This is a genomic window from Pseudomonas cistanchae, assembly GCF_054483635.1.
Genome location: NZ_JBTLWN010000004.1, coordinates 138,904 through 160,980 on the forward strand (window position 1 = coordinate 138,904; position 22,077 = coordinate 160,980).

19 protein-coding genes are annotated in these 22,077 nt (G+C 60.2%); 8 read left to right on the forward strand and 11 right to left on the reverse strand.

Annotated features, from left to right (window positions below; all coding sequences use genetic code 11):
• Positions 1 to 18: 18 nt before the first annotated feature.
• The 6 genes from ACX0MV_RS13020 to yaaA form a co-directional block, all read right to left on the reverse strand.
• Positions 19 to 1,500, reverse strand: a complete 1,482-nt coding sequence (locus ACX0MV_RS13020) for an alginate export family protein (protein ID WP_458982937.1) — start codon at positions 1,498 to 1,500, stop codon at positions 19 to 21.
• Positions 1,497 to 2,903 carry an alginate biosynthesis TPR repeat lipoprotein AlgK gene (gene algK, locus ACX0MV_RS13025; protein ID WP_458982938.1) on the reverse strand — a complete coding sequence of 469 codons (1,407 nt, stop codon included), beginning with the start codon at positions 2,901 to 2,903 and terminating at the stop codon, positions 1,497 to 1,499. The genes ACX0MV_RS13020 and algK overlap by 4 nt, the downstream gene beginning before the upstream one ends.
• Positions 2,904 to 2,908: 5 nt before the next feature.
• Positions 2,909 to 4,075, reverse strand: a complete 1,167-nt coding sequence (locus tag ACX0MV_RS13030) for a PilZ domain-containing protein (protein ID WP_458982939.1) — start codon at positions 4,073 to 4,075, stop codon at positions 2,909 to 2,911.
• Between the two features lie 28 nt (positions 4,076 to 4,103).
• The gene (alg8, locus tag ACX0MV_RS13035) at positions 4,104 to 5,585 is read right to left on the reverse strand and encodes a mannuronan synthase (protein ID WP_458982940.1); all 1,482 of its coding nucleotides are present in this window, start codon (positions 5,583 to 5,585) and stop codon (positions 4,104 to 4,106) included.
• A 97-nt stretch (positions 5,586 to 5,682) separates the two neighbouring features.
• Complete coding sequence (algD, locus tag ACX0MV_RS13040; protein ID WP_458982941.1) at positions 5,683 to 6,993, reverse strand: GDP-mannose 6-dehydrogenase; 1,311 nt, start codon at positions 6,991 to 6,993, stop codon at positions 5,683 to 5,685.
• Between the two features lie 611 nt (positions 6,994 to 7,604).
• Complete coding sequence (gene yaaA, locus ACX0MV_RS13045; RefSeq protein WP_458982942.1) at positions 7,605 to 8,390, reverse strand: peroxide stress protein YaaA; 786 nt, start codon at positions 8,388 to 8,390, stop codon at positions 7,605 to 7,607.
• 441 nt (positions 8,391 to 8,831) lie between these two features.
• Between yaaA and ACX0MV_RS13050 the strand changes: the two genes are divergently transcribed.
• From ACX0MV_RS13050 to moaE, 4 genes are all read left to right on the forward strand, one after another.
• A complete protein-coding gene (locus tag ACX0MV_RS13050) occupies positions 8,832 to 10,223 on the forward strand; it encodes a PhoH family protein (RefSeq protein ID WP_458982943.1) in 1,392 nt (463 codons plus the stop codon).
• A gap of 145 nt (positions 10,224 to 10,368) precedes the next feature.
• A complete protein-coding gene (gene moaC, locus ACX0MV_RS13055; protein ID WP_458982944.1) occupies positions 10,369 to 10,845 on the forward strand; it encodes a cyclic pyranopterin monophosphate synthase MoaC in 477 nt (158 codons plus the stop codon).
• Positions 10,842 to 11,084, forward strand: a complete 243-nt coding sequence (locus tag ACX0MV_RS13060; RefSeq protein WP_458982945.1) for a MoaD/ThiS family protein — start codon at positions 10,842 to 10,844, stop codon at positions 11,082 to 11,084. The genes moaC and ACX0MV_RS13060 overlap by 4 nt, the downstream gene beginning before the upstream one ends.
• A 1-nt stretch (position 11,085) precedes the next feature.
• The gene (gene moaE / locus ACX0MV_RS13065) at positions 11,086 to 11,532 is read left to right on the forward strand and encodes a molybdopterin synthase catalytic subunit MoaE (protein WP_458982946.1); all 447 of its coding nucleotides are present in this window, start codon (positions 11,086 to 11,088) and stop codon (positions 11,530 to 11,532) included.
• Positions 11,533 to 11,551: 19 nt separating this feature from the next.
• On the opposite strand, the gene ACX0MV_RS13070 is transcribed toward moaE, so the two are convergent.
• The 5 genes from ACX0MV_RS13070 to ACX0MV_RS13090 form a co-directional block, all read right to left on the reverse strand.
• Complete coding sequence (locus ACX0MV_RS13070) at positions 11,552 to 12,592, reverse strand: DUF2157 domain-containing protein (protein WP_458982947.1); 1,041 nt, start codon at positions 12,590 to 12,592, stop codon at positions 11,552 to 11,554.
• Between the two features lie 184 nt (positions 12,593 to 12,776).
• On the reverse strand, positions 12,777 to 14,225 hold the full coding sequence (rhlB, locus tag ACX0MV_RS13075) for an ATP-dependent RNA helicase RhlB (protein ID WP_458982948.1): 1,449 nt from the start codon (positions 14,223 to 14,225) through the stop codon (positions 12,777 to 12,779).
• A gap of 101 nt (positions 14,226 to 14,326) precedes the next feature.
• Entirely contained in the window at positions 14,327 to 15,490 is a 1,164-nt protein-coding gene (locus tag ACX0MV_RS13080; protein ID WP_458982949.1) for a dipeptidase, read from the reverse strand.
• A 98-nt stretch (positions 15,491 to 15,588) separates the two neighbouring features.
• Positions 15,589 to 16,527: a GGDEF domain-containing protein gene (locus tag ACX0MV_RS13085; RefSeq protein ID WP_458982950.1), complete on the reverse strand. Its 939-nt coding sequence runs from the start codon at positions 16,525 to 16,527 to the stop codon at positions 15,589 to 15,591.
• A gap of 191 nt (positions 16,528 to 16,718) precedes the next feature.
• A complete protein-coding gene (locus ACX0MV_RS13090) occupies positions 16,719 to 17,378 on the reverse strand; it encodes an alpha/beta hydrolase (protein WP_458982951.1) in 660 nt (219 codons plus the stop codon).
• A 476-nt stretch (positions 17,379 to 17,854) separates the two neighbouring features.
• On the opposite strand from ACX0MV_RS13090, the gene ACX0MV_RS13095 reads away from it, so the two are divergent.
• The 4 genes from ACX0MV_RS13095 to ACX0MV_RS13110 all read left to right on the forward strand — a co-directional run bounded on the left by ACX0MV_RS13095 (position 17,855) and on the right by ACX0MV_RS13110 (position 22,046).
• The gene (locus ACX0MV_RS13095) at positions 17,855 to 18,883 is read left to right on the forward strand and encodes an amino acid ABC transporter substrate-binding protein (RefSeq protein ID WP_458982952.1); all 1,029 of its coding nucleotides are present in this window, start codon (positions 17,855 to 17,857) and stop codon (positions 18,881 to 18,883) included.
• Between the two features lie 98 nt (positions 18,884 to 18,981).
• A complete protein-coding gene (locus tag ACX0MV_RS13100) occupies positions 18,982 to 20,166 on the forward strand; it encodes an amino acid ABC transporter permease (protein ID WP_458982953.1) in 1,185 nt (394 codons plus the stop codon).
• Positions 20,167 to 20,175: 9 nt separating this feature from the next.
• Positions 20,176 to 21,273: an amino acid ABC transporter permease gene (locus ACX0MV_RS13105; RefSeq protein ID WP_458982954.1), complete on the forward strand. Its 1,098-nt coding sequence runs from the start codon at positions 20,176 to 20,178 to the stop codon at positions 21,271 to 21,273.
• Between the two features lie 11 nt (positions 21,274 to 21,284).
• Positions 21,285 to 22,046, forward strand: coding sequence for an amino acid ABC transporter ATP-binding protein (locus tag ACX0MV_RS13110; RefSeq protein ID WP_458982955.1), 762 nt, complete (start codon positions 21,285 to 21,287; stop codon positions 22,044 to 22,046).
• The last annotated feature ends 31 nt before the right edge of the window (positions 22,047 to 22,077 follow it).

Below are 22,077 nucleotides of genomic sequence, written 5' to 3' on the forward strand. Positions count from 1 at the left end.
CTGCCCCGTTTGCCGGCCTTAGAAGCGCCAGATGGCGTCGATGAAGGCGCGGTGCATCAGCGAGTCGGTGTCGCTGCCATAGGCGTCGCCCGGCTTGAATACGCCACCGCGGAAGCGCAGCAGCGCCGAAGGCTCTTCGAACGACTGGCTGAGCGAAGCCGGTAGCAAGCCCTGCTTGAAGTAGCGGGTCACCACGAAGTCGACTTCCTGGCCGATGTCCTTCTCGCCATCCACCAATGCCACCTGCGGGATGGAGCCGCCGCCGGTGTAATTCGGATCGTCGAAGCGTGCGTTGACGCCGCTGCCACCGATCTGCTGCTGGTCATCGACCCGCCAGAACTTGTGGTAGACCAGGCTGGCGTCGTAGTCCTCGCCCATCTGCCAGGAGCCGAAGAGGGTGGCGGTCTGCAGGTTGCTCTGCTCGCCACGGAAGGCTTCGCCGAAGCGGTGGACGCTGGTGCGCGTGCCGGTGAAGTTCGAACGGTTGGTTTCCAGGCCGGTCTGGCGGAAATTGTCGGTACCGTCGCCGTCGCTGCCACCGCCGCCACTGGCGCGCGCATAGGCAGCGCCAACTTGCCAGCTCGGGTCCAGACGCAGGCGGATGCCCAGGTCGGTGGCCCAGGCGCTGACGTCGGTACTGTCTTCTTCGAGGCCGCCCGCAGCCGGTGAAACCAGGCTGTCGCGGTCGCCGCTGAGCAGGGTCAGGCTGGCCCAGTAATTCACGGTGTTGGTGTTGCGGAAGTTGTACGCATCGCTGTGGGCCTGCACGCCGAGCCAGGTCAGGTCGCCATTGGCACGCTTGTCCAGTTCGTCGATCGGCTGCGTCGGATCGGCGATATCGCCGTCGTCACGGGAGTGGTGCGCACGCACGCCAACCCACTGGCCTGGACGCCATTGAGTGGACACGTCGGCGAACAGGTGCAGGCGATCTTCGTCTTCCGGCGCCAGGTCGTCGTAATCGGTGCGGTAGTCGCTGAAGCGTTGGGCGATACCGGTGCTGGCACGCAGCAGGGTGGTGTCGAAGGTCCAGTTCAGCGCTTCGATGTTGGTGTCGCGCCATTGGCCATCGTCGTCGCGTAGACGCTGGCGGCCCAGACGCAGGCTTTCGCCCGGGTAGGCAGTCAGGCCGGCGTAATCGACCCAGAACTCGCGCATTGCCAGGTAACTCTTGTCCGCTTCGCGGCTGCCGGTCTGGCCGTCGGTCTGGCTGGCGTCCGAGTCCAGGGTGTCGGTCTGGATGGTGTCGGTGGCCGCTACGGCCTGACCCATGGCAAAGGCGCTCCAGTCACCGCTCTGGACGAAAGCCCAGGGGCGAACATCCACGCCGATACCTTCAACTTCACCCTCTTCGCGGGTGCCGAGGTCGCGGTCGGCTTCCGACTGCGCGGTGATCTTGATATCGGTGCCGAAGTCCATGTCCGTCATCTGCACGGCCCATGCAGGGCTGCTGGCCAGCAGCGATAAACCTAGACCAGTGCCCATCCATTGATTCAGCTTCATAGGGTGTCCTGTACCTTGTTGTCCTGTTCGGTTGCCATCAGATCGCTTTGACCGGCTTGCCAGTTCAGGCCCCGATCATTCAGCTCGCGCTGCAATACCTGCTCGGCTTGCTGCTTTTCTGCGGCGCTCATCTGTGTTTCGAGCACGCTGAGCAGCTCGCTCGCATGGGGGTTCTCGGTTTTCAGGGCCAGCTTGGTGAACGCATAGGCGTTGACTCGGTTGACCTTGATGCCGCGACCTTGCGAATAAAGCTGCGCCAGGGCGAAGTCGGCGCTGGTCTGGCCTCTGCGGGCGGCGATCAGCAGGTGATCGACGGCTTTCTGCGGGTAGACCTTGCCGAGGTAGCCGCGGCGATACAGCTGACCGAGGAAGTAGTGGGCGCTGTTTTCGGTGGCGGTGGCCTTGAGCAGATGCGCTTCGGCCACTTCCGGATCCTGAGCGACCCACTTGCCTTCGTAATACAGGCGACCCAGCAGCAGATCGGCCCGCGGTTGCGAGGCTTCCTGACCGCGCTTGAGGTACTCGAACATCTTTTCGCTGTCGCCCAGCGCCGGGTAGTCGTAGAGCAGACGAGCGAGACTGACCCAGGCAGCCGGGTAGTTCGGCGTGATCAGTTCGAGCAGGCCTTGCGCGGCTTCTTCGTTCGGCTTGCCCAGTTCGGCATCGGCCAGCACCTGGGCAACCTTCTCCAGCCGATCCGCCGGCACGGAGCCGAACTGATAGCTGCTGCGCAGACGCTCGAGCAGGGCCTGTTGCTGTTCCGCCTGGCCACGCATCTGGTAGACCGTTGCCAGTTCGACGTAGCACACGTCCATCTGCTGAAGACCTTTCTGGCAGATCTGCTCGATCTCATCCAGGTGCTCGGCATAGGTGCCCTGGGTGCGATAGATCAGAATCTGCGCGAGGTCCGCCTGCGGATAACCCTGGGCGCGCCAGTGGTCGACCCGTTGCTGGGCATTCATCGACGGCCAGTGCTGTGGGTACTGCACATACAGCATGGTCAGTGGCATCAGCGCACTGGGTTCGCCAGCCGCCATCGCCGCTTCCAGCAGCTGAGCGGCTTCACGCCGTTCAGCTTCGGTGGCGTTTGGCTTGCTGGCCAGCAGGCGGCCCAGGCGTGCTTGCGCCCGCGGGGAGTCAACGGCCGCAGCGCGATAGGTCTGTTCAGCCAGGCGCATTTTTTCCGGGTCACCGCTGGCAACCTGAATGTCGGCCAGGCCGACGCCAGCGTCGCTGTAGCCAAGCTCGGCGAGTTGACGGAAATGACGCTCGGCAGTGGCAATGTCGCCAGCCTCATAGGCTTCGCGGGCCAGTTGCTGGTCCGGCAGGCCTGCGCAGCCCGCCATGCCCAGGGCAATGGCGGCGGCGAGCAGCAGAGTAGGTTGAGTCCTGATCACGGCCATGTCCCTTAGAGGCCAGCCGCGACGGCTTTGTTGATCAACCCGTCGAAGGATGGACCACGGGAAATGGTCACTTCGACCGGACGGCCTGCCAGTTCGTTGCTCAGGCCCTGATCCGGCTGAATGGTCACGCGAATGTCGGACGAGAGGCCGCCTTCATGCAGGCTGCTGTTGACGATGGTGCCGGTGCGGGCGCCGTCTTCACCGGCAACCTTCAGGGTCACAGGGGTACCAGGGCGAACGTTTTCGAAGTTGCGGTAGCGGAAGCGCGCTTCGACCATGGCCTTGTTGTCACGCGGTGCAAGTTCGAAGATCACCGAGCCCTTGCTGGCGAACTGGCCGTCGGCCACGCGCTGCTGGATCACGGTGCAATCGCACGGGCTGGTCAGGGTGCCGGTCAGCTGCTTGCCGAAGAACAGTTCGATGTTCTCGGCGGTCAGCTGCTCGTCGGTCAGGCTGCCCTTGAGCATTTCCAGCATGGTCGCCGAGAAGGTCGCAATCGGTGCGCCCTTGGCGATGACGCCGTTCTCCGGCACCAGGCTGGTCACGGTGCCTTCACGCGGCATGGTCACCTGCATGCTCGGCACGGAGACATGGCCTGCTTCGGCGTGGGTGACGAAGTACAGGTCATACAGCGATTTGGAGATCATGCCGAATGCCGCGAGACCGACCAGGAAGATCGCCAGGCTGAAGGTGACCGCGCGCAGGCGATCGACCGAACCCATGCCACCGCCACCAGCTTTGGTCTTGCGCGCTTTGGTGAAGTTGTCGCGCTGCAGGGTGCTGAGCAGGTCGCCAGCGGTTACCAGCTCGCCGCCCAGATAGGCGCTGATCAGGTAACGCAGGGTGGATTGCTCGCGGGCCTTGAGATTGTGGTACTGGCAACCAATGCGGTTGTTTTCGCTGTCGACGACACGTACCTGGAATTCGATGTCGATGCCTAGGTCGAGGCTGTCCAGTTGGAATTGCAGGCGACCTTTATAGTAGTCACCCACCTGCACCGGTACTTTGTTGGTGGCGAAGCTGAAGCCGCCTGCGGACAGGTCAAGCAGACGGGTCTCAACGAATTCGTTGTTCTTTGTCTGGAAGTGCACCATGCAGGGCAGTTTGACCCGCGCATGCTGACGCTGGGCTTCGGCTTCGTGGACCATATTGAGGTTTACGGCTGTATTCATGCTTGCAAATTCCCTATCAAGGTTCTGTTCAAACCAACGCTAAAAGCGCGGCTACGAAGACGCTGGCGGCAGAAAAAGTCATCGCGCGGGAAGACCAGGTGTTGAACCAACGCTGGAAACTTCTGAGGCCGCGGTCGAGCTTGGTGTCCTGGCGTGTCCATGACTGCTGGTCAAGGCGGAAGAACACGTAGATCTTCACCAACGCACCGACGATCTGGTTGTAATAAAGGATCGCCGGGTAAGCAGGCCCTACACGATGGCCCGAGAAGGCCAGCAGGAGGGTCAGAACCAGGCGGGTCAGGCCTATCCACAGCAGGTACACCATCATGAAAACGATGCCGTACTTGAGGCTGGCGATGAGCGCCACCGATAGCCCCAGGATCGACGTCCACATCGAGACGCGCTGGTCGAACAGCACCACGCTGGTAAACCAGCCCAGACGCCGAACGCCCAAACGCAACGCGCGGGAGTTTTGCCGCAGATTGTTGCCATACCAGCGGAACATCAGTTTGCGACTGGCCTTGATGAAGCTCTTCTCCGGCGGATGCTCGACCGTATTGATCGTTGCATCGGGCACGTAGAAGGTGTCGTAGCCCAACCGCATCAGGCTGTACCAACTGGATTTGTCGTCGCCGGTAAGGAACTGGAACGTCCCCAGGCGCCAGTGATTCAGGTGGTCGCTTTCGACGTCGGCGATAAAGCCTGGGTCGGTGACCACCTTGGCGCGAAATACCGACATGCGTCCGGTCATGGTCAGCACGCGTTTGGACAGCGCCATCGAGCACATGTTGATGTGCCGCTGAGCGAAGCGCAGCTTGTGCCACTCGCTCATGATGTAGCCGCCGCGTACTTCGCAGAATTCGTTGGTGGTCAGGCCACCGACATTGGGGAACAGCTGGAAGTAGGGCACGGTCTTGCGCACCACACCGGCGCTGAGCACGGTGTCGCCATCGACCACCGCCACGACCGCGCGTTCGTCAGGCAGGTAGCGCGAAATGGCGCGGAAGCCATAGGCCAGCCCATCGCGTTTGCCGGTACCGGCGATTCGTACGAATCCCAGCTTGACGTGTTCGGGTGGGTTCAACTTGGCCCATAGGCTTTTCACCAGCAGCTCGTCTGACATCTCGACGATGGAGCACACCACCGTGGTCGGGTAACCGCAGCTGATCGCTTCCTGGATCACCGAGCTGTAGACCTGAGCGGTGGTCAGCGCATCGATACGGAAGCTGGTGACGAGCAGATAGACGTGCGAGGGATCAGCCGCAGGCCCTAGCAGACGCGCCTTGCGCCGATACATCGGGTAGACGACATAGAGGAACAGCATGCCGCGTACGAAGTGGATGGCACCCATGGAGTAGCGCCATATCCCGATTGCACCGATCAACAGCAAATAGTTTCTCGAGTCCGGGTCGAACACCGAACCGGGTAAAGCTAACGCCATTACGCCCAGCAAGCTGAGGTAAAAGAGCCAACCACTGGCCTCGAGAAGGCCACGTTTTAGCCTATCCATAGTTTGTTTCCGTCAGCGCTGCAGAACACGACTCGGGACGATGCGCACACGCGTCATCGTCCCAGTCGGTTCGAGTTGTTAAGGCTTGAAACCAGGTTTACCAGCAGATGCCTTCGGCGCCCGCACGGGAAGCCGTTGGCATGAAGCCCACCAGGTCAACCACCTGCTTGCCTTCCAGAGCATGCTGCGCCAGCGTGGCGAAATGCTCGTCGCTGTTGCCCAGGACGATGATGTCGGCATTGGCGACTACCGCATCGAAGTCGCTGTTGAGCAGCGAGGACACATGGGGAATCTTCGACTCGATGTATTCCTTGTTGGCGCCATGGACGCGGGCGTATTCGACATTGCGGTCGAAGATGCTCAGGTCGTAACCCTTGCCGATCAGCATCTCGGCGAGTTCCACCAGCGGGCTTTCACGCAGGTCGTCGGTGCCGGCCTTGAAGCTCAAGCCGAGCAGGGCAACCTTGCGCTTGTCGTAGCCGGAGATGATGTCGAAGGCGTTCTGCACCTGAACGGTGTTGCTGCGCATCAGCGAGCCAATCAGCGGCGCTTCAACGTCCAGCGAGCTGGCGCGGTAGGAAAGGGCGCGCACGTCTTTCGGCAGGCAGGAACCGCCAAAGGCGAAGCCGGGTTTCATGTAGTACTTGGACAGGTTGAGTTTGTGATCCTGGCAGATCACGTCCATCACTTCGCGACCGTCAACACCTACCGCCTTGGCGATGTTGCCGATTTCGTTGGCAAAGGTGACCTTGGCGGCGTGCCACACGTTGCAGGTGTACTTGATCATTTCGGCGACATCGATGTCCTTGCGGATGATCGGTGCGTCGAGTTCGCTATAGATGCTTTCCAGCAGGTCGCCAGAGGCTTTTTCCAGCTCGCCAATCACGGTCATCGGCGGGAAGTCGTAGTCCTTGATCGCGGTGCTTTCGCGCAGGAATTCCGGGTTGACCGCGACGCCGAAGTCGACGCCAGCTTTCTTGCCGGAGCAATCTTCCAGCAGCGGGATGACCACGTTCTTCACGGTGCCCGGCAGAACCGTGCTACGTACCACTACGGTATGGCGTTCGGCCTTGTCGCGCATGGCGAAACCGATTTCACGGCAAACGCCTTCGATATAGTCGAGTTCCAGGTCGCCGTTCTTCTTGCTCGGCGTGCCGACGCAGATGAAGGAGACGTCGGTGTCTCTAACAGCGGCTGCAACATCAGTAGTGCCGCGCAACTTTCCAGTACTTAAGCCACGCTGCAACAGCTCTTCCAAGCCGGGTTCAACGATTGGCGATTTGCCGTTGTTAATAAGGTCGATCTTGGTAGCCGATATATCCACGCCTACCACTTCGTGGCCACGAGCAGACAAGCAACCTGCGCACACCGCGCCAACATAACCTAAACCAAAAATACTGATTCGCATTGCACTTTCCTCGTCCATTTTTTGCGCATTAAAAGCGTGACCTTGCGGCCACTGCCGTTTGTTAAATGCACTGCATAAGCGCAGTTGCACTAAAATTTGGCATGAAAGTAGTCGGACACTTAATTAAGTGCCGATGTGGGCTTGTAATATGAAGCGTGCCCTTCGGAGAACTCGGCCGAGCGCTTAAGAGGCTCTGGCTAGAGGGTTTCACATATCAATTGCGTATACGGAAAGTGCTCCTTTAATCCGTTAACATTTTCGATCGGGCAAGCCTGCCCGTCGGACTGAATCCGGTATGTCTGGGCAGGTTTAACTCACGCGCAAGGAGGCGTGAAGAAAGATGTTACGCGGTGTAAGAGTGGGCTTGGTTTCGAATAGTTCCTACCATTCATCCTCTTTTTTTAGAGTGTGAGCGATTAGGCAAAACGCCAACAATTGCAGTTGGCCATTATTCGTCTGGGAATGTTTGAGCGGCTGAGCAGTTAGTTGCGCATCAAGGCCGATGAGTCATTAAATTGTAAGACAGAAGGAGGGCGAAGTGCCCTCTTTTATAGTTGAGTTATTTATTTGGCGCCAATCACATGGCAGTTAGGCTGTTAATTAAGTTCAACTTAATTACTCTGCTTGTCTTCGTCACGAAGGAAAACCAGCTTGTTTGGTGTCGATAGCGCTGAAGAATAGGCATAGCCCTGATCGTTGAAGTCCTTTAGGCCCGTCGGGTCGATCAGGCGCTCCTTGATTACATAGCGTGCCATCAGGCCCCGAGCTTTCTTCGCATAGAAGCTGATGATCTTGTATTGGCCATTTTTCAGGTCCCTGAATTCGGTATCGATTACCCGCGCGTTCAGCGCATGGCGTTTCACCGCCGCGAAGTACTCATTGGATGCCAGGTTGATCAGGGTGTCGTCACCTTGTGCCGCCAGCGCCTCGTTCAACCAGCCGCTGATTTGTTCACCCCAGAACGCATACAGGTCCTTGCCGCGCGGGTTGGCTAGTTTGGTACCCATTTCCAGTCGGTATGGTTGCATCAAATCGAGCGGTCGCAACACGCCGTACAGGCCTGACAGCATGCGCAAATGATCTTGGGCAAAATCGAAATCCGCCTCGCTGAAGTCCTCGGCTTTCAACCCCGTATAAACGTCGCCTTTGAAAGCCAGCAGCGCCTGCTTGGCGTTCTCGGGCGTGAATGTGCGGCTCCAGCTCCCGACGCGCGCGGCATTCAACCCGGCGAGTTTGTCCGACAGATGCATCAGCTCGGCAATCTGAGCTGGGCTCAGGTCGCGCAACTGGTTGATCAGGTCTTGGGCATGGTCCAGGTGGGCGGGCTGGGTGTAGCGCTGGATAGCCGGTGGGGTTTCGTAATCAAGGGTCTTGGCGGGTGAAATCACCATCAACATATGAGCTGCTCCTGAAATCGTGGTCGGATTCTAGAAGCAGGGCGCGAGCAAGACCACCTATAAGCTCGATTGGCATAGTTGATTCAGACGAGGTTCATCACGATATGGCAGCGCTGCGGATTGACGTGTTGCTATTAGAGCGAAGTTTTCTGTGGCGTGAACGCCGATGTGACTTCCGACTTTAACGGCGGTAGGGCTGAGCGCCAAGCGCTATTTGCCGTGCTGAAAAATAAATCGGCAGCGGCCGAAAAAAACGTTTTTCTGTTACCTGTTTTGGAGTATTAAAAAGTAAGACCGCCGAACCCTGCAGACAGGTGGCGGCCATTGGCCCTCACCTACTTGCAGCCAATCTCAGCCCCCGCCTGAGAAGTCGACGGTTTACCGCGGCGGAGCGCTGCTCTGGCATTCCGTCGCTTGGCTCCTACAAGAAGGTGACCGAGTATGGATGACCACGGACGCGCCAAGCCCACCGCCCCAACCCTCTACGCCCTCGATACCAATGTGCTGATCCATGACCCCAACGCGCTGCTGAATTTTCAGGAGCACCATGTTGCCATCCCGATGACCGTACTGGAGGAACTGGACAAGCTGAAAACCGGTAAGCAGGGCGTGGCCGCAGAGTGCCGCCAAGCCATCCGTCTGATCGACAAGATTCTCGGCAGCGCCAACCCGGAGGAAGTGGAGCACGGCGTCGCCATCCAGCGTGACAAGAGCGGCCCCTGCGGTTTCCTGTCGATCCTGATGAGCAAGAGCGCAGCGCCGATCACCTGGCTGCCGGAAGACCTCAACGACAACAAGATCATCAACCAGCTGGTCGAGCTGAAGTCCCGCCGCCCCGGGCTCAATGTGGTGCTGGTGACCAAGGACATCAACATGCGCCTCAAGGCGCGTGCCTGCGGCATCGATTCGGAGGATTACCACACCGACCAACTGGTCGACGACGTATCGCTGCTGTCCCAGGGTTATCACAACATGGACGGCTCCTTCTGGGACCGCGTGAGCAAGGTCGAGACCCGCCAGGATCACGGGCGCACCTGGCACCGCGTGCAACTGACCGACAACCTGCCGGCGGTGCATGTCAACGAATTCATCATCGACGAGCAGGGCTTCGTCGGCTGGATCAAGGGCATCAAGGAGGGCGAACTGCTGATTCTCGACCTGCATCAGGAACCCTTGATGCATCAGGAGGCCTGGGGCCTGCGGCCGCGGGACATCTATCAGTCGCTGGCGCTGTATGCCTTGCTTGATCCGGATATCCACCTGGTCAACCTGTCCGGCGCGGCGGGCTCGGGCAAAACAATCCTGGCCCTGGCGGCGGCCATCGAGCAGACCATGGTCAGCAAGCGCTATCGGCGGATCATCGCTACCCGTAGCGTGCAGGGCCTTGATCAGGAGATCGGCTTTCTGCCCGGCACCGAAGCGGAGAAGATGGAGCCCTGGCTTGGCGCCATCACCGATAACCTCGAAGCCCTGCATATGGACGACGAGAACACCCACGGCAGCGTCGACTACATCCTGCAAAAGGTGCCGTTGCAGTTCAAATCCCTCAACTACATCCGCGGGCGCAGCTTCCAGCAGAGCCTGATCCTCATCGATGAATGCCAGAACCTTACGCCGCACCAGATGAAAACCATCATCACCCGTGCCGGCACCGGTTCCAAGGTGGTGTGCCTGGGTAACCTGGCGCAGATCGATACCCCCTACCTGTCGGCGCCCAGTTCAGGCCTGACCTACCTCACCGAGCGTTTCAAGGATTTCTCCCACGGCGTGCATATCACCCTGCAAGGGGTGCCGCGCTCGATCCTGGCGGAGTACGCCGAAACCCACATGTAGCTTTCTGCGTGACCCCCGCCCCGCAGATATTTCGCTGCAGGGCGGGGTTGTCAGGCATCCGTTTACGATGATCGTTCGGCAATCGCAGGTGCCGAAACCTGACTCGCGGGTTTACACTCGGCGGACATCCATCAGGAGTCTGCTCGTGCTAACTCATCTCGATTCCCAAGGCCGCGCCAGTATGGTCGATGTCAGCGATAAAGCCCTGACCGTCCGTGAAGCCGTGGCCGAAGCCATGGTGCGCATGCGCCCGCAAACCTTGCAGATGATTGCCCAAGGCGATCACCCCAAGGGCGATGTGTTCGCCGTGGCGCGTATCGCCGGCATTCAGGCGGCGAAGAAAACCAGCGATCTGATCCCGCTTTGCCACCCGCTGATGCTCACCAGCGTTAAGGTTGAACTGACGCCTGACGGTGCGGATGCCGTGCGCATCACCGCGCGCTGCAAGCTGACCGGGCAGACAGGGGTGGAGATGGAAGCCCTGACCGCCGTCAGTGTCGCCGCACTGACCATCTATGACATGTGCAAGGCGGTGGACCGCGGCATGGTGATCGAAAGCGTGCGCCTGCTAGAGAAAGTCGGCGGGAAAAGTGGCCACTTTGTCGCGGGAGAAGATGCATGATCCGCGTGCAGTATTTCGCCCGTTACCGCGAGGCGCTGGGCCTGGACGGTGAGCAGCTTAGCGGCGAGTTCGGCAGCCTTGATCAACTGCGCCAGCACCTGTTGAGCCGCGGCGGCGTGTGGGAGGTGTTGTCCGAGCAGAACCTGATGTGTGCGCGTAATCAGGAGCTCTGCAGCCTTGATGAGCCATTGGCGGCCGGCGATGAAGTAGCATTCTTTCCCACTGTGACCGGTGGCTAGCATGAGCATTCGCGTTCAGTCGCAACCCTTCGATCCGGGCGTTGAGCTCAACGCCTTGCATGCTGCCAACCTGGGCATTGGTGCGGTGGTCGGCTTTGTCGGCTATGTGCGTGACTTCAATGACGGGCGCGAAGTCGGCGGCATGTTTCTCGAACACTTCCCTGGCATGACCGAGAAGGCCCTGGCCAAGATCGCCGAGGAAGCCCAACAGCGCTGGCCGCTGCTGGGTATCGAGGTCATCCACCGGGTCGGGCGCCTGGAGCCGGGCGAGCCGATCGTGTTTGTCGGCACCACAAGTGCCCATCGTCAGGCAGCCTTTGATGCCTGCAACTTCGTGATGGACTACCTGAAAACCCGCGCACCGTTCTGGAAGAAAGAGGACACCGCCGAAGGGCCGCGCTGGGTTGAAGGACGTTGCAGCGATCAGGCCGCCGCCGAGCGCTGGTAGCAGCCCTAGGGAGACCCGCTCAGCGGCGCAATGCCGGTAGGAAAGCAAGCCAGCTGGCGGGCAGCCGGTTGCGGAGGGTTTCGGAAATGCTGTCGCGGCGTTTCTGGTAGCACAGCCCCAGGCCGATCACCGCCAGGCCGATCAGGCTGACGATGATTGGGAACAGCAGCGAATCCTCGAACACCTGATGGGCGAGATAGCCCATATAGGCCGCCACTCCCAATGCGCCAAAGACCATGAACACGCTGCGTCGCAGCAGCACGGCGACGCCCATCAGCAATAGGTTGATCAGGCAATAGAGGGCCTTGCCCAGCTCGCTGTTGCTGTCCATGGCGGTTAGGCCGCCCCAGAATGCGGTCAGCCCGGCCAGATAACCCCAGAAGGCGAAATCCCGCGTGCTACGCCCGTCGACCCAGAGACTTGCGAGCAACAGCACCAGGCCAAACCAGAGCGATACCCAGCGCCGCTCCTCCCAGCTGAAGCTGCTGCCGTACAGCGCTTCGCTCACGTCCATCGACATGAACCACAACGCCACGGCAATCGGCATGACGATAAAGGGGAAGGGCAGCATGCGCAGCATCAGCAAACCCACCAGAACGGTTGTGGCTTCCATCGCCAGCCAGCCGCCCTGCACGTAACGGTAGTAGTCGTTGTAGTCGGCTTGCGCATCATTGAGCGGCCACAGACCGAGCAGGCGTTGCAAGGCGAACACCAACAGCGGCGTCAGGCTCACGGCCACCGCACCGAGCAGACCTCCAGGGATGATGTGGCCACGCTGCCAAAGTGAGCGGGCGCAGAGGCTGAACAGCGCCATATAGGCAGCGCTGGCCAGGAGCAGCGCGCCTTCGCCGACTCGCATCCAGGCTTCGGTCAGCATCCAGCCCATGGCGCCGATGATCAGCAGGGCGCCAAAGTAATAGGCGACGTGAGCCAGTTGAAAGCCGACCAGTTGCGGTGCCTGTTGGCGCAGAAATGCCAGCAGGGCGTGGTCCTGGCCGGGTTGCAACACGCCTGCCTGCACGGCGCGGGCGAGGTCGGTATCGTCGATTTTAAGCGTCATCGTTCATCTCCACGGCGAAGGGTGGTTAGCTGATTGACGCAGTCTGGCGTCGCTCCGGCACAGCGATTCCCGAACACGCGCTCCGCATACGCTTGATGCGCCTGTGGACGAGCTCTTGCATACCATCTGCAGAAGCGCGCAAAAAAAAGCGAAGCCCCTGGGCTTCGCTGTTTTCCCGTGCGACTCAGTGCTTGCGCGGCACCGGCTTGAGCAGCTCATCGGGCGGCATTTCGCAGGCGATCTTGCGGCCCATGAGCGCTTCGATGGCCGGCAGGGCGTAGGCATCGTCTTCACCGGCGAAGCTGATCGACGTGCCGTTGGTGCCGGCCCGACCGGTACGACCGATGCGGTGCACATAGTCATCCGGGGTCTCCGGCAGGGTGAAGTTGATCACGTGGCTGATGGCGTCGACATGGATGCCGCGGCCGGCCACGTCGGTGGCCACGAGCACGCGAATCTTGCCTTCGCGGAAGCCTTCCAGCACCTTGATCCGCTTGTGTTGCGGCACGTCGCCGGACATCTGCGCGGCGCTGATGCCGTCGCGGGTCAGGCGTTCTTCGATGCGCCTGACTTCGTCTTTGCGGTTGGCGAATACCATCACTCGGATCCAGTCATTCTGCGCGATCAGGTTGTACAGCAGCTTGTACTTGTCGCTACCGGCCACGGCATACACATGCTGCTCGACGGTGTCGCTGGCCACGTTCTCCGGCTCGATCTCGACGATGGCCGGATCGGTGGTCCACTGCTTGGCCAGGTTCATCACGTCTTCGGTGAAGGTTGCGGAAAACAGCAAGGTTTGCCGTTCGGCCTTCGGGGGCGTCTGGCGGATGATCTGGCGTACCTGCGGGATAAAGCCCATGTCGAGCATGCGGTCGGCTTCATCGAGAACCATCACCTCGACCATGTCCAGGTGCACTTCGCCACGCTGATTGAAATCGAGCAGGCGGCCCGGCGTCGCCACCAGGATGTCGCAGAAGCGCGATTCAAGCAGCTTGAGCTGTTTGTCGAAGTCCATGCCGCCGACGAAGCTCATCACGTTGAGGCCGGTGTACTTGGTCAGGTCCGCGGCATCCTTAGCGATCTGCACCACCAGCTCGCGGGTCGGGGCGATGATCAATGCCCGTGGCTCGCCCATGTAGCGCTCTTTCGGCGGTGGCGTTTGCAGCAGCTGGGTGATGATCGAGATCAGGAACGCTGCTGTCTTGCCCGTGCCGGTCTGGGCGCGGCCGATGGCATCCTGCCCCTTCAAGGTGAAGCCCAGCACCTGGGCCTGAATCGGCGTGCAGTAGGGAAAGCCGAGATCGTGGATGGCGTGCATCAGCTCGGGGGCGAGCTTGAAGTCATGAAAGCGGGTCTTGCCTTCGGCTGGCTCGACCTTGAAATCGGCCAGCGTCCAAGTATCGACCGGCTTGGCGGCGCGTTCGCGGCGAACTTTCTTTTCCGGGGTGTTGCGCGCGGGTTTCTCGGCGCTGGCAGCGCTGTCGGAAGCGGGGCTGGGCTCGCCAGCTGCCTGACGCGGTGTATTGCGGCTGCGGGGTTCGCTGGAGTTGGCGCGTGGCGTTGCGGGCGGGCTTGCTGGGCTGGGCTGCTCGCCCTCGGTTTTGCCGAATATTTTCTTGAGTGCTTTGAGCACGGTCATCTCGTCAATTGGTTAAGGAGTGAACGGCCGCCAGTGTAAAGCAAGAAACCGGCGCGGCGAAGTGCCGCGCAGGCTGGCATGACCGATCCTCATGGCTAGCGCTGCGGCAAGCTTGCCAGCAGCAGGCGCTGCACGTTGCCGCCCATGATCGCGGCGATGTCGTCCCGGCTGAACCCGGCCTTCAGCAAGCCCTCCGTCAATTGCGGCAGGCCTGTCACATCGAATGGCGTATGCACGGTACCGTTGAAGTCCGAACCCAAGGCGACATGCTGCACGCCAACCAGGTTTGCGGTGTAGCGGATCGCCTTGACGATGGCCTCGACCGAGGTGGCGCAAACGGCCGTCTCCCAATAGCCGATGCCCACCACGCCGCCGGTGGCGGCGATTGCCCGCAGGTGGTTGTCGCTGAGGTTGCGCGTGCCTGGGCAGGTGCCTTCCACGCCGGTGTGGGAAACCAGCACCGGGCGTGTGGCCATCGCCAGCACATCGTCGATCAGCGGGCGCGAGGCATGGGCAAGGTCGATCACCATCAATTTTTCTTCGAGGCGCTTGATCACCTGACGGCCGAGCGGCGTCAATCCGCCTTTTTCCAGGCCGTGGGCCGAGCCGCCGACTTCGTTGTCGAAGAAGTGGGTCAGCCCGGTGATGCGAAAACCGGCTTCGTACAGGCGGTCGATATTCGCCAGCTGTCCTTCGATCGGGTGCAGCCCTTCGGTGGCAAGCACGGCGGCGGTGCGCCGCGGGTCCTGCCGCCAGGTGTCGATAAAGGTCGCGAGGTCAGCGCGATTTCTGATTAGGGTCAAACGGCCATCGCTGGCTGCGCTGGCCTGCTCGAGTTTTTCGGCCTGGTACAGGGCTCGCTGCAGCAGGCTGTCCCAGGTCGCCCGGGGCCAGCGCTGGGCCATCGCCAGCAGGGTGATGTTGTCGGTTTCGCCGCTGTTGCGCTCGTAGTTGATGCCGCGTGGCGTCTTGGTCACGGTGGAGAAAACCTGCAGGGCGACGCGCCCTTCGAGCATGCGCGGCAGGTCGGAGTGGCCGAAGTCGTAGCGCTTGAGCAAGTCGCGTTCCCACAGCAGGACATCGTCATGCAAGTCGGCGACAAACAGGCTGTCATGCAGTTGTATGGCAGGTTCGCTGGCAGGGTAGGGTGCGGGAAATTCAACACTGTTCATCCGCCGATCAAGCAGCGAGGGCAGTGCGAACACTGTGCCGCAACCAAGCAGAATGAGGACCAGCAAGGTCAGCAGGAGTTTGCGCATAGAAACCGTCCAGGGCCGTTGTTATGGGCGAACTCTAGCAAGCGATTGCGACAAAGTGAGGCAATTGAAGTGGATAAAACGGCTCGTCGCAGTTTGGCTCAGCCGCAAAGGCGATTACGGCCCTGCTGCTTGGCTTTGTAGAGCGCGCTGTCGGCCCGGGCGATAAGGCTTTGCAGGCTGTCTTTCGGGCGCATCTGGGAAAGGCCGATGGACACCGTAACCCCTGGCAGAACACCGACCGGGGCATAGAACGAGCTGACGCTTTCCAGACTATTGCGCAGCCGTTCACCGATGCTGCGCGCTTCTTCGTCGCTCATTTCGGGCAGCAGGATGACGAATTCTTCGCCACCGAAGCGGGCCATGCTGTCCTTCGGCCGCAGTTGATTACGCAGGGTGTGCGCAACCAGGCACAGGGCATAATCGCCAGCAAGATGGCCATGCTTGTCGTTGTAGGCTTTGAAATGATCGACATCCAGCATCAGCATGCACAACGGCTGCTGGTTGAAGGCGCAGCGCGTGCTTTCACGCTCGAATACGTGCTCCAGCCAGCGGCGATTGAACGCGCCTGTGAGGGGGTCGATGTTGGCATTCTGCTCGCTGTTGATGATCAGCTGGTTGCCCTGACGTACCCGCTCGCACAACAGGCCGAGCAGATTCTGCATCACCTGCGGCGACTGCTGGAGCAGGCCGACCAGCGACTCGCGGTGCAGGCGCAGTACGCTGCTGGCTTCGGTCGCAACGACATAGGCCGAGGGCCGCTCGTTGTCGATGAAGCTGATTTCACCCGTGCAGTCGCCCGGCTTCAAGGTGATCACCGGCTGGCTGTCGAGGGAGCCGAGATAGACCTTGAGCTGGCCGTCGAGCAGCAGGTAGAGAAACTGATTGCGGTTGAAGGGCGACAGCAGGATTTCGCCTTCATCCAAATCGCACGCGCGAAATTCCCGCAGCAATGAATTCAGATTGCTGGGGGCGACGTTGCGGAACAGTCGCATTTGACGAATCACCTGCAGGTCAGCCTGCCATTGTGCGGTCTTCATCACAGCGGCAGACGGTGCTGACGGTAGGCAATACAGGGCATCTTGAACACTCCGTGTCGTTTGGACGATACCGCAATGGACAGTATGCCCGCGGTTTGGTGCTGACAATGATGGCGCCAGGTCGAGCGACCAGTGGCTGCCATATATGAACACCCAGTCACAAAACCGCGTTTTCGCGTGGGTCGGAGGTGTTAGGGAGCCAGTTTTGCGCTCAGCCAGGTGCCGATATCGCGGACCTCCTGGGGTAACACTTCATGCCCCATGTGATAGTGCTGCGAGTCGACTGCGACGCCGCGTTTCACCAGCCAGTCCCTGGCCGCTGCACCCATTGCTGGCAGTACCACGTCGTCGCGAGTACCGTGGAGGCAATAGACCGGCAGCTGTGTTTTGTCTGCACCGAGCTGCAGGTCGTCACTGAAGGTTGGCGCATAGGTGGACAGCGCAAGCACTCCGCCTAGCGGACCGTGCCAGCGCAGAAAGGCGGTGTGCAGAACCACCGCGCCACCCTGGGAGAATCCGGCGAGAAAGATCCTCGCGGGGTCGATGCCGCTATCGCGCTGCGCTTCGATCAGCGCGATCACCTGCTGGCTGGAAGCTTCCAGCTGCTCGTTGTTGATTGCCCGAGCAGGGCTCATGGCGAGGATGTCGTACCAGCTCGGCATTTCCCAACCGCCATTGATGGTGACGGCTTGCGTCGGCGCCTGGGGCATGACGAAGCGGGTAGTCGGCAGAACGCTCTGCAACGCTTCGGCAACGGGCAGAAAGTCGTACCGGTCGGCCCCCAGCCCATGCAACCAAATGACGCAAGCGTCTGCACCGAGTGTGGGCTGAAGGATCAATGGTTCGCTCATGTGTAGCTCCAGAATGGGGCGATGGCGCTGATTCAGTGCGCCGGTTTTTTCGCGCTGTGTTGGATATGTGAAGAAGATGTCGCAAGGCTGCAAGTTTTGCTATTGACCTGTTTGTTCAGGGCTAAAAAATTGCCTCTGGTACGGCCTTTGCTACATATCTTCGGGACTGATGATGTAGCCTGGCGGCGGTAACACTGCCATCGAACTGGGCACTCAACAGACTGGAACCACCCTTGGTTCCAACAGGTTCGCCAAGCGGTGTTTAATCTCTGGGCGATTAGTGATTGACGAGCCGTCTCTAGTCCATCAAACAATGGGCGGGTGCAAGTTTATGGCTGATGAGGTTATCGGCAACTAGACTCACGCTAAGGTTTTATTCGCTGATGATTGTCTCGCTTCGAAGCAATCAACGTGCCCCACAAGGGTAAGGCGAAAGGGCCGAGACTCCAACACAACAAAAGACACTGGAGGTTTTAATGAAGATGGTGAAATCCACCCTGGCTGTGCTCACTACAGCTGCTGTTCTTGGTGTTAGCGGCTTCGCACAAGCAGGCGCTACGTTAGACGCGGTACAGAAGAAAGGTTTCGTTCAGTGCGGTATCAGCGATGGTCTGCCAGGCTTCTCTTACGCCGATGAAAAAGGCAACTACTTCGGCCTCGACGTAGACGTTTGCCGCGCTGTAGCGGCTGCCGTGTTCGGCGATGCAACCAAGGTGAAATTCAGCCCGTTGACCGCCAAGGAACGCTTCACCGCTCTGCAGTCCGGCGAAGTCGATATCCTGTCTCGCAACACCACCTGGACCAGCTCGCGCGATGCGGGTCTGGGCCTGAACTTCGCTGGCGTCAACTACTACGACGGCCAGGGCTTTCTGGTTAACAAGAAGCTGGGCGTTTCCAGCGCCAAGGAACTCGATGGCGCGACTGTCTGCATCCAGGCAGGTACCACCACCGAGCTGAACCTCTCCGACTACTTCCGCGCCAATGGCCTGAAGTACACCCCCATCACCTACGATACCTCTGACGAGAGCGCCAAGTCGGTTGAAGCCGGTCGTTGCGACGTGCTGACCTCCGACCAGTCGCAGCTGTATGCACAGCGCATCAAACTGGCCGACCCGGATTCCTACGTGGTACTGCCGGAAGTGATTTCGAAAGAGCCTCTGGGCCCGGTCGTACGTCAGGGTGACGAAGAGTGGTTCGACATTGTCCGCTGGTCGCTGTTCGCCATGGTCAACGCCGAAGAGCTCGCCGTTAACTCGAAGAACGTCGAAGAAATGGCCAAGTCGACCAAGAACCCGGACATCGCGCGTCTGCTCGGTGCTGAAGGTGAATTCGGCAAGGACCTTAAGCTGCCGAAAGACTGGGCAGTGCAGATCGTTAAGCAAGTGGGCAACTACGGCGAGAGCTTTGAGCGCAACGTCGGTAGCGGCAGCGAGCTGAAGATCGAGCGCGGCCTCAACGCCCTGTGGAACAAAGGTGGTCTGCAGTACGCACCGCCAGTGCGTTGATCGTCTTGCGAGTATCCCGTTCTGGGATGCTCGCAGTGTTCTGACAATACGAGCCCTATGCCCGCTTCTGCGGGCATAGGAGTTCTATGAGGGCTCCTATGCAAACTACTGCAAACGCCTCTCGCCCTGGTGGTTCGGTATGGACCGATCCCAAGGTGCGTGCGTGGTTATTCCAAATCATTGCCGTCATCGCCGTCGTGGCGCTCGGCTGGTTTTTGTTCGACAACACCCAGAGCAACCTTGAGAAGCGAGGCATCACCTCCGGATTTTCCTTTCTTAACAACAGCGCCGGTTTCGGTATTGCCCAACACCTGATCGATTACGACGAGAGCAACTCCTACGGGCGGGTTTTCCTGGTCGGCTTGCTCAATACCTTGCTGGTGTCGGCGATCGGTATCGTGCTGGCAACGATTCTGGGCTTCCTGCTCGGCGTGGCGCGGCTGTCGCCAAACTGGCTGGTCAGCAAACTCGCTACCGTTTACATCGAGATATTCCGCAACATCCCGCCACTGCTGCAGATCTTCTTCTGGTACTTCGCGGTCATGTTGGCGCTGCCAGGGCCACGCCAGAGCCTTGGCATTGCAGACATGTTCTTTCTCAACAGCCGTGGCCTGTACATGCCGGCGCCAAGTCCCTCGGACAGCTTTGTCACCTTTATCGGCGCGGTGATAATCGCCATCGTCGGCGTGGTGCTGCTGTCGCGCTGGTCGAAGGCGCGGTTCGAGAAAACCGGCAAGCTGTTTCCGGTGTCGCTGGGTGCTGTGCCGCTGCTGCTGATCCTGCCCGGACTGGCGGTTCTGCTGACCGGCAACCCGCTGCAGTGGAGCACCCCTGAGCTGACCGGCTTCAACTTCCGCGGCGGCTGGGTATTGATCCCCGAGCTAATGGCGCTGACGTTAGCGTTGACCATCTATACCGCGGCTTTCATCGCCGAGAACGTGCGCTCGGGTATCCAGGCGGTCAGCCATGGTCAGACCGAAGCAGCGCGCTCCCTGGGCCTCCCGGCAGGCAAAACGTTGCGTCTGGTGATCATTCCCCAGGCCCTGCGCGTGATCATTCCGCCGCTGACCAGCCAGTACCTCAACCTGGCGAAAAACTCATCGCTGGCGGCGGGCATCGGTTACCCCGACATGGTCTCGCTGTTCGCCGGCACGGTGCTCAATCAGACCGGTCAGGCGATCGAGGTGATTGCCATCACCATGAGCGTCTACCTGGCGATCAGCATCAGCATTTCCATGCTGATGAACTGGTACAACAAGCGCATCGCGCTGATCGAGCGGTAAGGAGCAGCCATGCAAACTCATACGTTCAAACCTGATATGCCGCCACCCGCGATGAGCGTCGGGGTGGTGGGCTGGCTGCGGGCCAACCTGTTTTCCAGCTGGTTCAACACGTTGCTTACGCTGTTCGCCGTCTACCTGGTGTGGCTGATGGTACCGCCGCTGATCCAGTGGGCGTTCATCGATGCGGACTGGGTAGGTACAACCCGGGCCGACTGCACCAGCGGCGGCGCCTGCTGGGTGTTCGTGCAACAGCGTTTCGGCCAGTTCATGTACGGCTTCTATCCGACGGAGTTGCGCTGGCGCGTGGACCTGACGTTGTGGCTGGCGATCATCGGCGCTGCGCCGCTGTTCGTGCCGCAGATGCCGCGCAAAGCCATGTATGGCATTGCGTTCCTGGTGATCTACCCGCTGGTCGCCTATTGGCTGCTGCACGGTGGTTTCCTCGGCCTGTCCACGGTGCCCACCAGCCGCTGGGGTGGTCTGATGCTGACCCTGGTGATTGCCGCAGTCGGAATCGCCGGGGCACTACCACTCGGCATCTTGCTGGCATTGGGGCGGCGCTCGGACATGCCGGCGATTCGGGTGATCTGCGTCACCTTCATCGAATTCTGGCGCGGCGTGCCGTTGATCACGGTGCTGTTCATGTCCTCGGTAATGCTGCCGCTGTTCCTGCCCGAAGGTCTTTCCTTCGACAAGCTGGTGCGGGCGCTGATCGGCGTGATCCTGTTCCAGTCGGCGTATATCGCTGAGGTGGTACGCGGCGGGCTGCAGGCGATTCCCAAGGGTCAGTACGAAGCAGCCGCAGCCATGGGCCTGGGGTATTGGCGAGTGATGGGGCTGGTGATTCTGCCGCAGGCCCTGAAGCTGGTCATTCCCGGCATCGTCAACACCTTTATCGCGCTGTTCAAAGACACCAGCCTGGTGATCATCATTGGTCTGTTCGACTTGCTCAACAGCATCAAGCAAGCCACCACCGACCCGGAATGGCTCGGCATGGCGACCGAAGGCTATGTGTTTGCCGCGCTGATTTTCTGGATTTTCTGTTTTGGTATGTCCCGCTACTCCGTACACCTGGAGCGCAAGCTGGACACCGGCCATAAGCGTTAGGAGTCATAACCATGTCCGAAGCAAATAAACAAACCAGCGCTGAGCCGATGATCCTGATGCAGGGCGTACACAAGTGGTACGGCCAGTTCCATGTACTCAAGGACATCAACCTGAGTGTCGAAGCGGGCGAGCGTATCGTGTTGTGCGGGCCTTCGGGTTCGGGCAAATCCACGGCGATTCGCTGCCTGAATCGTCTGGAAGAGCATCAGCAGGGGCGCATCGTGGTGGACGGCACCGAGCTGACCCACGACCTCAAGCACATCGAAACCGTACGCCGCGAAGTCGGCATGGTGTTTCAGCACTTCAACCTGTTCCCGCACCTGACCGTGTTGCAGAACTGCACGCTGGCGCCGATGTGGGTGCGTAAGATGCCCAAGCGTCAGGCTGAGGAAATTGCCATGCACTTCCTCGAGCGCGTGCGCATTCCTGAACAGGCCCACAAGTACCCAGGCCAACTCTCCGGCGGCCAGCAGCAGCGTGTGGCGATTGCCCGCGCGCTGTGCATGAAACCGAAGATCATGCTGTTCGATGAGCCGACCTCGGCGCTCGATCCGGAAATGGTCAAGGAAGTGCTGGACACCATGGTGAGCCTGGCTGAAGACGGCATGACCATGCTCTGCGTGACCCACGAGATGGGCTTTGCCCGCACCGTGGCGAACCGGGTGATCTTCCTCGACAAGGGCGAGATCGTCGAGCAGGCCGACCCGGACACCTTCTTCACCAACCCGCAAAACGAGCGCACCAAGCTGTTCCTCAGTCAGATCCTGCACTGATCACGCTTGGCAGTTGAAAAGGGAGCCTTCG

Coding starts and splice junctions, on each gene's coding strand:
- alg8 (WP_458982940.1), bottom strand. CDS start 5,585: ATGGATAGGCTAAAACGTGGCCTTCTCGAGGCCAGTGGTTGGCTCTTT.
- ACX0MV_RS13105 (WP_458982954.1), top strand. CDS start 20,176: ATGCAAACTCATACGTTCAAACCTGATATGCCGCCACCCGCGATGAGC.
- ACX0MV_RS13020 (WP_458982937.1), bottom strand. CDS start 1,500: ATGAAGCTGAATCAATGGATGGGCACTGGTCTAGGTTTATCGCTGCTG.
- algD (WP_458982941.1), bottom strand. CDS start 6,993: ATGCGAATCAGTATTTTTGGTTTAGGTTATGTTGGCGCGGTGTGCGCA.
- yaaA (WP_458982942.1), bottom strand. CDS start 8,390: ATGTTGATGGTGATTTCACCCGCCAAGACCCTTGATTACGAAACCCCA.
- ACX0MV_RS13060 (WP_458982945.1), top strand. CDS start 10,842: ATGATCCGCGTGCAGTATTTCGCCCGTTACCGCGAGGCGCTGGGCCTG.
- ACX0MV_RS13090 (WP_458982951.1), bottom strand. CDS start 17,378: ATGAGCGAACCATTGATCCTTCAGCCCACACTCGGTGCAGACGCTTGC.
- moaE (WP_458982946.1), top strand. CDS start 11,086: ATGAGCATTCGCGTTCAGTCGCAACCCTTCGATCCGGGCGTTGAGCTC.
- ACX0MV_RS13110 (WP_458982955.1), top strand. CDS start 21,285: ATGTCCGAAGCAAATAAACAAACCAGCGCTGAGCCGATGATCCTGATG.
- ACX0MV_RS13080 (WP_458982949.1), bottom strand. CDS start 15,490: ATGCGCAAACTCCTGCTGACCTTGCTGGTCCTCATTCTGCTTGGTTGC.
- ACX0MV_RS13085 (WP_458982950.1), bottom strand. CDS start 16,527: ATGAAGACCGCACAATGGCAGGCTGACCTGCAGGTGATTCGTCAAATG.
- algK (WP_458982938.1), bottom strand. CDS start 2,903: ATGGCCGTGATCAGGACTCAACCTACTCTGCTGCTCGCCGCCGCCATT.
- ACX0MV_RS13070 (WP_458982947.1), bottom strand. CDS start 12,592: ATGACGCTTAAAATCGACGATACCGACCTCGCCCGCGCCGTGCAGGCA.
- ACX0MV_RS13095 (WP_458982952.1), top strand. CDS start 17,855: ATGAAGATGGTGAAATCCACCCTGGCTGTGCTCACTACAGCTGCTGTT.
- ACX0MV_RS13100 (WP_458982953.1), top strand. CDS start 18,982: ATGCAAACTACTGCAAACGCCTCTCGCCCTGGTGGTTCGGTATGGACC.
- ACX0MV_RS13030 (WP_458982939.1), bottom strand. CDS start 4,075: ATGAATACAGCCGTAAACCTCAATATGGTCCACGAAGCCGAAGCCCAG.
- ACX0MV_RS13050 (WP_458982943.1), top strand. CDS start 8,832: ATGGATGACCACGGACGCGCCAAGCCCACCGCCCCAACCCTCTACGCC.